This window comes from Neisseria sp. HMSC061B04 (assembly GCF_001836705.1).
Taxonomy (GTDB): domain Bacteria; phylum Pseudomonadota; class Gammaproteobacteria; order Burkholderiales; family Neisseriaceae; genus Neisseria.
Genome location: NZ_KV830170.1, coordinates 58,309 through 71,929, shown reverse-complemented (window position 1 = coordinate 71,929; position 13,621 = coordinate 58,309). Strand labels below are relative to the sequence as shown.

At 49.6% G+C, this 13,621-nt stretch carries 15 protein-coding genes; 4 read left to right on the top strand and 11 right to left on the bottom strand.

All coding sequences use genetic code 11. The features are described from left to right. Window positions 1–58 precede the first annotated feature (58 nt). Window positions 59–433, bottom strand: coding sequence for a hypothetical protein (locus HMPREF2661_RS00815; protein WP_003746335.1), 375 nt, complete (start codon window positions 431–433; stop codon window positions 59–61). A gap of 151 nt (window positions 434–584) precedes the next feature. Here HMPREF2661_RS00815 and HMPREF2661_RS00810 point away from each other — a divergent pair, with 151 nt between their 5' ends. The 4 genes from HMPREF2661_RS00810 (at window position 585) to HMPREF2661_RS00795 (ending at window position 5,321) form a co-directional block, all read left to right on the top strand. Continuing rightward, complete coding sequence (locus tag HMPREF2661_RS00810) at window positions 585–1,892, top strand: replication-associated recombination protein A (protein WP_049322153.1); 1,308 nt, start codon at window positions 585–587, stop codon at window positions 1,890–1,892. 99 nt (window positions 1,893–1,991) lie between these two features. Further along, window positions 1,992–3,293 (top strand): polyamine export protein PaeA, encoded by a 1,302-nt coding sequence (locus tag HMPREF2661_RS00805; RefSeq protein ID WP_070822094.1) that lies wholly within the window; start codon window positions 1,992–1,994, stop codon window positions 3,291–3,293. A gap of 55 nt (window positions 3,294–3,348) precedes the next feature. Beyond that, on the top strand, window positions 3,349–4,155 hold the full coding sequence (locus tag HMPREF2661_RS00800; protein WP_084824290.1) for an RNA ligase family protein: 807 nt from the start codon (window positions 3,349–3,351) through the stop codon (window positions 4,153–4,155). Between the two features lie 32 nt (window positions 4,156–4,187). After that, window positions 4,188–5,321 (top strand): AAA family ATPase, encoded by a 1,134-nt coding sequence (locus tag HMPREF2661_RS00795; protein ID WP_070822092.1) that lies wholly within the window; start codon window positions 4,188–4,190, stop codon window positions 5,319–5,321. 99 nt (window positions 5,322–5,420) lie between these two features. Here the strand turns inward: HMPREF2661_RS00795 and HMPREF2661_RS00790 are convergent, their stop codons facing one another. The 10 genes from HMPREF2661_RS00790 to HMPREF2661_RS00745 form a co-directional block, all read right to left on the bottom strand. Beyond that, on the bottom strand, window positions 5,421–5,726 hold the full coding sequence (locus HMPREF2661_RS00790) for a hypothetical protein (protein WP_003746349.1): 306 nt from the start codon (window positions 5,724–5,726) through the stop codon (window positions 5,421–5,423). A gap of 26 nt (window positions 5,727–5,752) precedes the next feature. Further along, the gene (locus HMPREF2661_RS00785; protein WP_036491160.1) at window positions 5,753–6,643 is read right to left on the bottom strand and encodes an NAD(+) kinase; all 891 of its coding nucleotides are present in this window, start codon (window positions 6,641–6,643) and stop codon (window positions 5,753–5,755) included. A gap of 26 nt (window positions 6,644–6,669) precedes the next feature. Then, window positions 6,670–7,242, bottom strand: a complete 573-nt coding sequence (locus HMPREF2661_RS00780; RefSeq protein WP_003746353.1) for a ubiquinone biosynthesis accessory factor UbiJ — start codon at window positions 7,240–7,242, stop codon at window positions 6,670–6,672. 50 nt (window positions 7,243–7,292) lie between these two features. Next, the gene (locus HMPREF2661_RS00775; protein WP_049322158.1) at window positions 7,293–8,066 is read right to left on the bottom strand and encodes a Rossmann-fold NAD(P)-binding domain-containing protein; all 774 of its coding nucleotides are present in this window, start codon (window positions 8,064–8,066) and stop codon (window positions 7,293–7,295) included. An 89-nt stretch (window positions 8,067–8,155) separates the two neighbouring features. Then, window positions 8,156–8,797 carry a TetR/AcrR family transcriptional regulator gene (locus HMPREF2661_RS00770; RefSeq protein ID WP_036491149.1) on the bottom strand — a complete coding sequence of 214 codons (642 nt, stop codon included), beginning with the start codon at window positions 8,795–8,797 and terminating at the stop codon, window positions 8,156–8,158. Window positions 8,798–8,815: 18 nt separating this feature from the next. Continuing rightward, window positions 8,816–9,856 (bottom strand): UDP-N-acetylmuramate dehydrogenase, encoded by a 1,041-nt coding sequence (gene murB, locus HMPREF2661_RS00765; protein ID WP_070822091.1) that lies wholly within the window; start codon window positions 9,854–9,856, stop codon window positions 8,816–8,818. 47 nt (window positions 9,857–9,903) lie between these two features. After that, complete coding sequence (locus HMPREF2661_RS00760) at window positions 9,904–10,677, bottom strand: LEM-3-like GIY-YIG domain-containing protein (RefSeq protein ID WP_070822090.1); 774 nt, start codon at window positions 10,675–10,677, stop codon at window positions 9,904–9,906. A gap of 63 nt (window positions 10,678–10,740) precedes the next feature. Next, window positions 10,741–12,120 carry an MATE family efflux transporter gene (locus HMPREF2661_RS00755; protein WP_070822089.1) on the bottom strand — a complete coding sequence of 460 codons (1,380 nt, stop codon included), beginning with the start codon at window positions 12,118–12,120 and terminating at the stop codon, window positions 10,741–10,743. Between the two features lie 103 nt (window positions 12,121–12,223). Beyond that, entirely contained in the window at window positions 12,224–12,661 is a 438-nt protein-coding gene (locus HMPREF2661_RS00750; RefSeq protein WP_004519960.1) for an acyl-CoA thioesterase, read from the bottom strand. 26 nt (window positions 12,662–12,687) lie between these two features. Next, window positions 12,688–13,617 carry an LpxL/LpxP family acyltransferase gene (locus HMPREF2661_RS00745; protein WP_070822088.1) on the bottom strand — a complete coding sequence of 310 codons (930 nt, stop codon included), beginning with the start codon at window positions 13,615–13,617 and terminating at the stop codon, window positions 12,688–12,690. Between the last annotated feature and the right edge of the window lie 4 nt (window positions 13,618–13,621).

The window sequence follows — 13,621 nt, the reverse complement described above, 5'->3', positions numbered from 1 at the left end:
AATAGAAAGTCAAAACGAATTCAGACGGCCTTGATGTGAAAAAAGGCCGTCTGAACGATTATTTGTAGAGTCGTTTGAAGCAGGCGGTAACCGTTTTTGCGGTAACGGAAGCAATGGCCTGTTCGCGGGTTGCCGGACTCAATACCTGCATCATTTCGGTTGCAGTCAATTGGTTTGGCGCTTCTTCGCTGGCGCAGCCGCAGATTTTATTTTCCCATTCGGCTTGTTTTTCCGCGCTCATGGCCAAAGCGATGACGCGCCATTCGTTACGTTTGTTTAATTCGGTACGGCATTGGCTGTCTACCGCCATTTTCACTACGCTGCTGCCGATACCCGTACCGCTGCCCAAACCGCCGAAAGAGTCGCCGCCGGTAGCGCATGCACCCAATAAGAAAGCTGATGTAACAGCTGCCAAAAGAGCTTTTGAAGTCATGATGTTTCCTGTAAACAAGGCCGTCTGAAACGTCCGAAGAATTCTCAAAATAGCATGTATTATACCGTAATGCGGCCCGATATGTGTGTTTGCGAAACTACCGTATAATGCTAGCGAGTTTTCTTTTCAATCAATCAGCACGAAAGCCGCTATGTCCGACCTTTTTGCACGCCAACCCGAAGCCCCTTTAGCCGAACGCCTGCGTCCGCATTCTTTAGACGATGTCATTGGGCAGCAACACTTAATCGGTGAGGGCAAACCTTTGCGCGTGGCGGTGGAAGGCGGAAAGCCGCATTCTATGTTGCTGTGGGGGCCGCCGGGCGTAGGCAAAACCACGCTGGCACGGATTTTGGCGCAGAGTTTCAATGCGCAGTTTCTGCCTGTTTCCGCCGTATTTTCAGGCGTGAAAGACATACGCGAGGCTATTGAAAAGGCTGAAATTGCCCTGCAACAAGGGCGAGCAACGATTTTGTTTGTTGACGAGGTACACCGCTTCAACAAAGCGCAACAGGACGCATTTTTGCCTTATGTCGAAAGCGGCTTATTAACCTTTATCGGCGCGACGACGGAAAATCCGTCGTTCGAAGTCAATCCCGCGCTATTGAGCCGCGCGCAGGTGTATGTTTTGCAGTCCTTGTCTTCAGACGACCTAAAAAAACTGATTGCCAAAGTATTGGCTTTGCCCGAATACCAAGACTTTACGATTGAAGCGGATGCGCAAGAATTGCTTGTGAATACCGCGGATGGCGATGCGCGCAGATTGTTGAACTTGATTGAGCAGCTTTTACGCGCTGCCGATACACGCCGTCTGAAAACCTTAACCGCTGAATTTCTCGCCGATAGTTTGGGAGCGCAAATCCGCCGTTTCGATAAGGGTGGCGAGAGTTTCTACAATCAAATTTCCGCATTGCACAAATCCGTACGCGGTTCGCATCCCAATGCGGCATTGTATTGGTTTTGCCGTATGCTCGACGGCGGCACCGACCCGCGCTATCTCGCCCGCCGCATTGTCCGCATGGCATGGGAAGACATCGGCTTGGCTGATCCGCGTGCCTTAACGATTGCCAATGATGCCGCCGCGACTTATGAACGCTTAGGCTCGCCGGAAGGGGAGCTTGCTTTGGCTCAAGCTGTGTTGTACCTTGCCGCCGCCGCCAAATCAAACGCAGGTTATAAGGCATACAACCAAATGCGCCGTTTCGTCAAAGAAAACGCCAGCGACGAAGTGCCCGTCCACCTGCGCAATGCACCGACCAAGTTGATGAAAGAATTGGGTTATGGCAAAGAATACCGCTATGCCCACGACGAACCAAACGCCTACGCCGCCGGCGAAAGCTATATGCCCGACGGCTTGGACGAACCCGACTTCTACCAACCCGTCCCGCGCGGATTGGAAATCAAAATTGGTGAAAAGCTGAAGTGGCTGAAATCCTTGGATGAAGATGCTTTAGATGGTTGAAGCGATAAATACACATAATATTAATCACAGAATAAATTAAATTTTTCAGACGGCCTTTGATGTCTGAATGTTTCTAACCTATACCACACATAATTTTTTATGAATATTCTCGAAGCCTTACTATTATTGTGCCTGCTGATTGTCATTAGCGCGTTTGTGTCCTGTTCCGAACTTGCGCTTGCTTCGGCGCGCAAAATCAAATTGCAGGTCATGGCGAAAGACGGCGGCGATACGCGCGCACTGGATGTGCTCAATATGCAGCAGCAGCCGGGCAGTTTTATTACCGTCGTCCAAATCGGTTTGAACGCCGTCGCCATTCTTGCCGGTATCGTCGGCGAGGCGGCGGTGCGCCCCTATTTTGACGGCTTGTTGGCAAACGCTGGCAGTTGGGGCAGTACGGCTGCGTCGCTGCTGACATTTACGTTGGTAACAGGCAGCTTTATCCTGATTGCCGACCTGATGCCCAAGCGCGTGGCGATGACCCACCCTGAAGCGGTGGCGGTACGCATTGTGCGGCCGATGATGTTTTTAATTTTTATCTTAAAGCCGTTTATTTTGATTTTTGACGGATTGGCAAACGCAATATTCAAGCTCTTCAAAATTTCCACCGTCCGTCAGGAGCAACTGACTTCGGAAGACATTTACGCCGTCGTCGATGCCGGTGCGCAGGCTGGTGTGTTGAAAGAACAAGAACACTATCTGATTGAAAACATTTTCGATATGCAGGAGCGCAAGGTAACTTCCACCATGAGTACGCGCGAATACATTGTCTATTTTGATAAAAACGACAACAGCGATACCGTGTTGGAAATGATGTCGGACAAACCGCACAACAAATTCCTCGTATGCGACGGCGATTTGGAACGCGTCATCGGCTACATCGAATCACATACGCTGCTGACCTTGTTTTTAAAAGAAAAAGAAGTCCGCCTGACCGACAAGCGCGTGTTGCGCAAAGCCTTGTTTATTCCCGACACGCTGTCGCTTTACGATGTCTTGGAAACCTTCAAAACTTCTGGCGAAGACTTTGCCGTCGTAGTGAACGAATACGCGCTGGTGGTCGGCGTGGTAACGCTGAAAGACGTGATGAGCATTGTCATGGGCGAGCTGGTCAATACCGAAGAAGAGCCGCAAATCATCCGCCGCACCGAAGACACCTGGCTGGTGGACGGCGCAACCCCGCTCGCCGACGTCATGCGTGCGCTGGATATCGAAGAGTTTCCCGATTCGGAAAACTACGAAACCATCGCCGGCTTTATGATGTATTCCCTGCGCAAAATCCCGAAGCGCACGGATTTCCTGGTTTATGCCGGTTATAAGTTTGAAATCATCGACACCGAGAATCTAAAAGTTGACCAACTATTGGTTTCCAAACAAGAAAATGTGGTGGGGAAAATGTAACCAGTCGCTGGGAATATTTGAAAAGAAAATTAAAAAATGAATAAAAAGGAAAAATATTATGACAACTAACGAACCTCAAAAATACGCCCGCAGCCTGCATGCGCCCATCAGCCTCGGCACAACCTCTGACGACCGTTTTATGCCGCGCGGCTTTCTTTCATATTTTGCCGAGCTGCCGAAGTTGGTTTTAACCGAAAAATTAGATGGGCAAAACAACTGTTTTGCCGCACACGGCCTCTATGCCCGTAGTCATACTGCACCTACCCAGCATCTGTGGGATAAACCTTTGCTGCAACGATGGCAGCAAATCAAAGATGATTTGGGCGATCTCGAACTTTTTGGCGAGAATATGTACGGTATTCATTCGATTGCCTATTCTCAATTGGAAAGCTATTTTTATCTATTCGCCGTCCGTCGTGGCGGACATTGGCTTTCATGGGAAGAGGTTAAATTTTATGCGCAGCTGTTTGATTTTCCGACTGTGCCAGAAATTCCCATTATGCAGCCTCTTGCCGACTTTACCCAAAAATACGCCAATGAAGATATTGCTTTAGCGCAATGGCTGGCCGCTAATTTGGGAGAGTCGTGGACGGAGAGCGTACAAACTGCCGGCAAACTTGGCGGCTACGATCCGAATACAGGAGCAGCATGCAGCGAAGGTTTTGTTATCCGTAACGCCGCTGATTTTGCCACCAACAACGGCAACCTATCTGTTCAATCCAATGAATTCGACAACCTTTTCAAATTGGTACGAGCCAAACACGTTAAAACCGATGTGCATTGGACAAAAACTTGGAAGCCCGCCCGTCTTATCGACTACGACAAATACCATTGGCAAAGCTGGCAGTTTCAGACAGCCTGAAGTCCGATTATCCAATAATAAGAAAGACAACCATGTGGACATTCCCATATTACATACCCAGCCAACTTCCTGATTGGCAAGCCTTAGAACGTCGTTTCAGCTGGTTTGCCGATATGAAAAACGTTCCCCAAGATCCTGAATGGCATGCCGAAGGCGATGTATTTACGCATACCAAAATGGTGTGCGAAGCCCTGCTGCAACTGCCCGAATTCCAAGCACTCGGCGAGCAGGAGCAACACATCTTGTTTGCAGCCGCTATGCTGCACGACGTAGAAAAACGCAGTACGACCAAGCGTGAAATTGAAAACGGCAAAGAGCGTATCGTTTCGCCGCATCACGCAAAAAAAGGCGAACATACCGCCCGTACTTTGCTGTATACCGAACTTGCCGCACCGTTTGCCGTGCGCGAAGCGATAGCCAAACTCGTGCGTCTGCACGGGCTGCCTTTATGGGCAATTAACAAGCCTAATCCTGAGCGAGCCGTCATAGCGGCCAGTTTGCAGGTTAACACTGCGCATCTTGCCATGCTTGCTAAAGCCGATGTTTTAGGCCGTATATGTTGCGATCAACAGGATATTTTGCTGCGCATTGATTTGTTTCGTGAACTCTGTGAAGAAAATGCCTGTTGGGGCAAGGCACGTACGTTCGCTAGCGACTACGGACGCTATCTCTATCTTAACGGTCGTAGCGAAATGCCGGATTATCAGCCATTTGATGATCGGACCTTTGATGTATACGCCATGTGCGCCATAGCAGGTAGCGGCAAAGACAGTTACATCAGGCAACATTTTGCCCATCTGCCTATGCTGTCGCTGGACGAGATTCGCCGTGAGCGCAAACTTGATCCCGCAGATTCCAAACATACCGCCGAAGCAGTGCGTTTGGGTAAAGAGCAGGCAAAAGAATACCTACGCACCCGTACGTCATTTGTCTTTAATGCGACCAATCTTAACCGCGACCTGCGCAGCAAATGGCTGCCGATGTTTGCCGATTACGGCGCACGCGTGCATCTCATTTATTTGGAAGTGCCTTATACGCGATTGCTATCGCAAAACCGTAACCGCGAACATTCTGTGCCGAATGATGTGTTGCACCGCATGATAGAAAAGCTAGAAATTCCTGATTACAGTGAAGCTCATACAGTGGATTTTGTAGTCTCTTCTTAAAAAGTAAAGATTTTTTGTAAGTAGGCCGTCTGAAACAATCCAATGTTTCAGACGGCCTTTTTATGAAATCAAAAATTGCTAGAGCTAAGACAGAGGTCTTTATTCGCAATTTAAGCCTTTTGTTTTTTCAGCGAATGTATCCATGGCAATTTGGCACATGCGTTCACGTTGGCCTACGTCGGCGGCAGGCAGGATTTGGCGCAGGTATTTTGTGTTGTCGCGTTGGAACGAGGCTTTATCGCCTGCTTTTTGGTAACACGCATCCGCACGGGTAAAGTATTGCTGGCAGATTTTCGGCAACTCTTCAAAGGACAAGGGTTTGCTTTTGTGCATGCCGTGTGCGGAGACGGAGAGGGAGGAAAGGGCGCACAGCGCGATGATTAAGGTTTGGGAAATGGTTTTCATGGTCAGCCTATTTATTGAAGTGGTGTTTAAATCAATTGTTCGCCCCAATGCAGCTTTTGGCGCAGGGTTTTGAAGTATTGGTAATCGGTGGGATGGAGGACGCGCAAGGGGTTGTGATAGCGGCGGATGATGATGCGGTCGAAGTTTTGCACGTCGATATGGGATTGTCCGTCAAAATGTGCGCGTGCGTCGCCGCTTTTGGTAATGAGGATTTCGATTACGCTGGTGTCGGAGATGGCAATTGGGCGGTTGGTCATGGATTGCGGGCAGATGGGCACGAGCGTGAAGGCGTGCAGACCGGCCTGCATGATGGGGCCGCCGGCGGCAAGCGCGTAGGCGGTCGAACCTGTCGGCGTGGAAATAATCAGGCCGTCCGAACGTTGGGTATAGACAAATTCTTGATTGATAAAGACTTCAAATTCAATCATTTGGCCTGCGCCGCCACGAGACAGTACGGTGTCGTTGAGGGCGAGGGCGCGTTCGATGGTTTCGCCGTCACGAATGATGCTGGCTTCGATGAGGATGCGTTCTTCGGGCAGATATTTGCCCTCTAGTACGGGGCGGATGCCTTCAACCATGGTGTCGCGTGAGATTTGGGTGAGGAAGCCCAAGTGGCCTTGATTGATGCCGATGATGGGGACGGCGCGCGGGGCGACTTCGCGGGCGGCGGAGAGAAAGGTGCCGTCGCCGCCGAGCACAATGACGAGGTCGCAGTATTTGCCCAGTTGGGCTTTGTTGACGGTTTCGCAGTAGGCGGAATCTTGGATATAGACGCAGTGTTCTTCTACGCTCAATTCATCCAGATAGATGGTAAAGCCGTTTTCGCGTAGAAAAGAAACCAATGTGTGGACGGTATCTTGAATCTCGGGTGTATTGGGACGCGTAACGATACCGATGTTTTTAAATGGGCTTTTCATGTAATAGGCCGTCTGAAATTAATTATTTAATCTATCCAGATATCGCGCTCGAGGCGGTCGAGGCGTTCGTTTAGGCGGGCAACGTCGTCGCGCAGTTTGTCCACTTCTTCCAGCCATGCGGCAAGCGTGGCTTGGTCGATAACAGGGGATTCGGGTTCGCGTGAAAAGTCGCTGATTTGCTCGGCAATGCTTTTGCCGATTTTTTTCATGGTGCGGCCGATGTCGCCGGCGCGCGAGCTGATGCTTTCTGCGGCCACATGACCGAATACACGCGCCAAATCTTCGCTCGGATAATAGCGCAGTCCGCCTAAAATAGGAAGGACGGACATGCCCAATACCAAGTCGCCTTCGAGGCTGATGTCGCCCACGCCGGGCTGGCCGCCTTGGAGGATTTTTTGGATGGCGCTGTTGTGGAATGTGATGTTGGTGTCGGCGGTGTCGTTTGCGGTTTCAAGAAAACCTTGTTCGCTGATGCGTCCGGTCAGTCTGAAACCGGTCAGGCTGATGCAGATGATGCTGCCTGCAAATTCAGACAGCTCGCGCTGTTGCTCCGGATTTTGCTGTATCAGGTGGTTGATAATGGGAAATAGGGCGGACATGGTTTACTCTAAATGCCGTCTGAAACGGATGAATGGGTTGAGTCGCAATTTTACAGGCTTAGCCCGTCTGCGCAAACGGTATTTACAATTTTGCCGTTGCTTTCATCATCAACGATGAAATCAGGAGCCGGCAGGCCGAGTTTGGCCGCTTCGGCAGTATAAAATTCGGCCCGGCTTGGGTGGCGGGGTTCGACAATATTGCGGATACGCTTGCCGTCGGCTTGGCAGGCCGTCTGCAAAAGGACTTGGACGGCTAAGTCTTTATGAAGGATATTGACGGGTTGATTGCCGCCTTGAATGCGTGTTTTTTGAACCAGCTTGGTAACGGGGTGACGGTCGGCAGAGTAAAGCCCGCCCAGTCGCAATATGTCGATATGGGGAACGGCACTTTCCAGCAAGGCTTGCTCAACCGCGAGGATTTGACGGGCGGATTCGGTTTGTGGGTCGGGTAGCGTGGTTTCATCGCATACGCGTGCTTGGTCGCCATATACGCTGGTGCTGCTGGTAAAGATGATGTGTTGTACCTTGCATCGCTCGGCAAGCTGAATCCATTTTTTTAGGGTATCGGCGTAATGGTTTAATGACGAAGGCGGAAGCAGGCAGAACCATGTCGGCTTGTTGATGTGGTTTTGCCACAAGGCCGAACTGTGAAAAATATCGTCTTGATTCAAATCGATGATGTCGAGCTCAATCGGCAGATTGATGTCGTCGGAGGTTAGATTGCGTTTGACGGCGGCCACCTGACTGCCGTGCTCGTAACATTTTTGTGCCAGCGGCAGGCCGAGATAGCCTAAGCCGAGAATGGAAATATCGGGAAGGTGCATAAAGAAAGCATCCGAAAATTAACAGGCCGTCTGAAAATAGCTTTAACTTGGTTAAAGCCACGTTTTCAGACGGCCTTTGTATGGAAAAATTAATGGTTGCTGCCGATTTTTTGGTCGAATTCGGCACGATGTTCCGGTAGGAGGTAAGGGCGCAACAGACTGAGTGTGCGGCTGATGCCCCGTACTTTGGAATCTTCGGTCAACTTGGCGCGGCCGCGCAGGGAGCTGTCGAAGTCGAACCAGTATTTCGTCACCATCCACATATTGACGGCAAGGTCGTTCATGGCGGTTTGGTCTGCGCTGATGATGTTTAGGCCGTTGAGCTGGGTCAGCAGGTTGACCAACAGCGGGGACACTTTGGCTTGGGTAAAGGTATTGTGTTCGCCCAATAATTCGGCACTGCGGGCAAGCAGGGTATTCACATCACTGAAAAGGAAACGGTATTCCCACATCACATCATAAATACCGGCCATATAGTTGATGGAGTCTTCCACATTAGACGGCAACACGGCTTCGTTAAGGTAGGCAAGCAGGGCTTCGCTGTAACGTTTGAACAATTGGACGATGATTTCGTCTTTGTTGCGGAAATGGTAGTAGAGGTTGCCCGGGCTGATGCCCAAGTGGGCGGCAATGTGGTTGGTGCTGATATTGCGCTCGCCTTCTTCGTTGAACAAGGCGAGGCTGGCATTGATGATTCGTGTGTAAGTGTTGACTTTAGCAATGCGCGGCATGGGATACACTCCTTTGTTTTATAGGCTGTATGAAGTCGGCAGCCAGTTGGGTTCTGCGTGTAATTCTACCTGAAATTGAGTAAATACTGTATTACAAACATATTGTGCCAGCTGGTGGACATCTTGCGCGGATGCATTGTTTTTATTCACCAAAACCAAAGCCTGTCTGTCATGCACAGCCGCACCGCCGATCTGATGGCCTTTCAGACGGCATTGGTCAATCAGCCAGCCGGCCGCGAGTTTGACCGAACCGTCAGGCTGCGGATAGCGTGGCATATTGGGGTATTGCTGCAACAAATCGGCCGCTTTTTCAGCGCTGACAACTGGGTTTTTAAAGAAACTTCCGACATTACCAAGTACGTTAGGATTAGGCAGTTTACTGTTGCGGATTGCACACACCGCATCGGAAACATCTTTGGCCGTTGCCTCACGGCCTTGGCTCAGTTCGGCAACTGCTGCAGCTAAATCGCCATAGCCCAAGTTCGGCGCAAAATGCTCTTTCAACGCAAATACAACCGAAACAATCACATAACGTCCTTTGCCTTCCTGTTTGAACAGGCTTTCACGATAGGCAAAGTTACAGTCGGCATTGGAAAGCTCGACAAAGGTTTCTGTATCCAAATCAAAGCAGCGCACGCTATGGATAACATCTTTCGCTTCAACACCATATGCACCGATGTTTTGTACCGGAGACGCGCCGACCGTGCCCGGAATCAGGCTGAGGTTTTCCAGCCCGCTTAAACCCAGCTCAACCGTATGCAAAACAAAATCATGCCAAATTTCCCCTGCCTGAGCTTCGATATAAACCAGGCCGTCTGAACGCTCAATTTCGCGTATTCCCTTGTTTTCCATATGCACGACCAAACCGGCATAGTCTTCCATCAAAAGGATATTGCTGCCGCCGCCGAGCCATAAAACAGTATCTCGGTTGAACTCGGGCAGCCGGACGATGTCGCGTAATTCATCGGCATGTTTGAGTGAAACAAATGCTTGGGCTTGGGCTTTCAGGCCGAAAGTGTTGTAGGGAGTGAGGTCGGTTTGGTATTGGATGGGTTGCATGATGATTTGTAATTTCGTGGATTTCAGGTCATCTGAAAATTTACTATTTAACAATTACGATAGGTAATGGGGTTTTGGGGGGCTTTATAGTTTTCTTGGGAAGAATAGGTCAGCTTGTCCACGATTTCTTGATAAATCTTGGATTCTTCTGGTAGTGGCTTGCCTTCAAACATCCAGCGGCCTTTAATAATATCATCGGCGGAAATCCATCTTTTGATTTCATATACTGCCAATGTCCAGCCGCGATAGACTGCAACTGCATATTTTGCTTTTTCACGTCGGTTTCCGATTTTCCAATATTTCCGTGTGCGCTCATAAATTTCCTTATGCCTATCGGCTTCAGGAATATTCCCTGATCTGATGTCTTTTTTCAGTTTCTCGTATTCTTTATTAATCGTAATTAAAACAATAGGTTCACCAGTTTTTAATTCTTGTGCATCATATTTTCGTTTTAATTCGGACAAGCTCATCAGTCCTACTTCAGAAGAATGCGTGCCGCCTTGAATATTAGTCAGCGGCTGCTGGCTCGGTTTGACTAGGGAGAGTAGGTCTATTGCCATCGCTTCATATTGTTCAGCTTGGTCGCTGGTTTTGATGCCGTGCCGTAGAATGTAATACACAGGCTGGTTCCCACTTTTATGTATTTCCCTAATCAAGGCAATTTTATCACTTGGCTTTTCTGTTTCTTGTAATGAGGCTTGGGCATGATGGAAAACGCGATTGTTCAAGCCTTTACCTACATAGAAAATATTGCCGTTTCTAGGGTCAATCAGGCAATAAATATAGTAAGCAAGTTTTTCTATAATGGAAGTTGAAAACATTTTTTTCCTTAAAAGTGAATAAGCCGTAAATAAAACATCAATAGAGGCCGTCTGAAAGAAATTTCAGACGGCCTTATGCGATTTGACCATCTCTTTACTGCAAAGCTCCAGGCACCATACCAATGCGATGGCGGCAATCGTCAGTGAAACGGTCAGCGCGGTCCAGAAGCCGTAAATGCCCATATCGGCATGATAGGCAAGCAGGTAGCCGGGCAACAGGCCGCAACCCCAAAAAGCGGCGGCATGGATGAACATCGGCATTTTGGTCACTTTATAGCCGCGCAGCGCATATGAAGCGATACATTGGGTAGCGTCTGCCAGTTGGAATAGGGAGGCGAAAAATAAAACGGTCGCGGCAATGCCTAATACTGCCGCATCGTTGGTGTACATACTGGCCAACTGAAAGCGAAAGATGACCAAGAGCAGCGCGGTGCAGGCAGCAAGCATCCAGCCCAACACCAGCGACACGCCTGAAATATAACGCGCCCGTAAAAAATCGTGCCGCCCGAGCGAAAAACCAACGCGTACCGTGCTTGCCGAGCCGACGCTTTGCGGAATCATATACAAAATACCCGACAGGCTGATGACGACTTGTTGCGCGGCAACATAGTCCTCGCCGAATGGCGCCACCAAAAAGACGATAAACGAAAACGCGCTGGCTTCTAAAAAATAAGACAAGCCGATGGGGGCGCCGATTTTCCAAATCTGTTTGAAAGCCGTCAAATCGGGTTTGCCGATTTTTGCCGTCAAGCCAAACGGACGGAAGAATTTTTCTTTGGCGATATAAAGCCACAAGGCCAATGCGCTGAACCAAAATACCGCCGCCGTCGCCACACCGCAACCTGCGCCGCCCAAAGCAGGCATACCGAATTTGCCGTAAACGAACACATAGTTCAGCGGCACATTCAACACAAACGCCGCAAAGCTGACCAACATAATCACGCGCGGACGGTTCAAGCTGGAGGCATAAGCGTGCAAGGCGCGGTGTATCATGGCGGCAGGCATTGCCAAGCTGGTGAAGAACATATATTGCGCCATCGTGTCTTCGACATAATCGTTCAATGTCAGCCAATGACGGAACGGCGTAATCATCGCCCACATCAACAGCATGCCGAATACGCCCAAACACAAGCCAAACCAAATGCCCTGCATTCCTGTTTTGCCGACTTCTTCGGTTTTACCTGCGCCGTACAACTGGGCAATCATCGGGTTCAACGCCGCCATTACACCCATAAAAGTAATGTAAATCGTCGAAAACGCGCTGCTGCCCAAAGCCACTGCGGCCAAATCTTCCTTACCTGCGCCACCGGCCATCACCGTATCGACAAAACCAATGCCCACTTGCGCCACTTGCGCCAACAGCATGGGCAGTGCGAGGGCGGTAAGCAGGCGGGTTTCTTTTAAGAAAACAGGAAAGGCAAAGCGGTTGAGGTTTAGTAGCATAATGTGTGCGGTTTGAGGAAAAAGGCCGTCTGAAAACGGAAATTTAAAATTATAAAGGGTAATGTTTGTACACAGACAAAGATTGGTTTAATCGTTAAATTTTTCAGACGGCCTTAAATGTCGGATGTCTTTTGACGGCTTCCAACCAACTGTCCGGCGTTTGAAACTGCATCAGGCCGTCTGAAAGCGAAACCGCGGCTTGGGTCGTTGAAGCGCGGGTCAGCTTTTCATTGGTTTCGGCATCGTAAATGGTGTAATCGATACGCAGGCAGCTTTCGATCTCGACGATGTCCATATCAACGCGGATTTTTTGGCCGAAACGGGCAGGGCGGATGTATTTGAGGTTCATCTGCACAATCGGCCAGCTGTACCCCTGCCGCCCCATTTCGTTGTAGTCATAACCGATGGAAGACAGAAAAGCGCAACGTGCGGTTTCAAGGTATTTGACATAGTTGCCGTGCCACACGATGTGCATGGCATCTACGTCAAAAAAAGGAACTTCGGTTTCAAAGCTGTGTTGGCAGTAGATGTGTTTTTTCATGGTTTAAAAGAGTAAGTGTGATGGTTTCAGACGGCGTCTTCGCCCCAAAAATCATAAAAATTGAACCATTGTAGCGGATTTTGTGCACATTCTTGCGCCAAAATGTCGGCAAAACGCTGCATTGCGTTTTTGACGGCAGCCTCGCGGTTGCCGCGTTTCCAGCTGGAAGTATCGGTAAAGCGGCGCAGTTTCAAATGATAGCGGCCGTTTTGTTTGACGCAAAACAGCGTGTTTACCTGCGTTTTTAAAAGCGAAGCCAATAGCCATGCGCCTTGCGGCATAGGGGCAGTGTGGCCTAAGAAATTAATGTCGGCCGTTTTCTCGCCGCGTACAGGCACGCGGTCGGCCGCGATGGCAATCCATTCGCCGTTTTCGATACGGTGGTTTAATTCCATCATCAGGGTGGTGTCCAAATCTGTCACCTGAATCAGACGGATATGATCTGCGCCGGCTTTTTGCAATGCCTCGTTAAATGCCTGAGCGTGTTTGCTGTGCACCAATACATTGAGTCTGAAATTTTTATGGTGCGACACCAGCGCACGGCAAACTTCGGTATTGCCCAAGTGTGAGCAGGCAAAAATCTGGCCGCGTTCGTTGCGCTTGACTTGTGAATAGATGTCGTCCGGATCTTCAATTACCAAATCTTCATAACGGATTTTGCGTTGCCACACGGCAAAACGGTCGCAAACCGCTTCGCCAAATGCGATGAATTGTTTGAATACGCTGTGTTTCGGCAGGACGGTATGGGGAAAGGCCGTCTGAAGACGGGTTTGATAGCGTAAGACATGACGGCGCGGTTTGGGCGCGGTTGCATAAAAATACAGCACCACAAACCAAATGCACGGCCTCATGAAAAAAGCCGGCAGATAGCGCACCATCAGTGTGGTCAGAGCGAGAAACAGGCGGCTGCCGCGTTCGGGCTGCGCCGCCCAATGGGTTTGTTTATTGTTGGTCATGGTT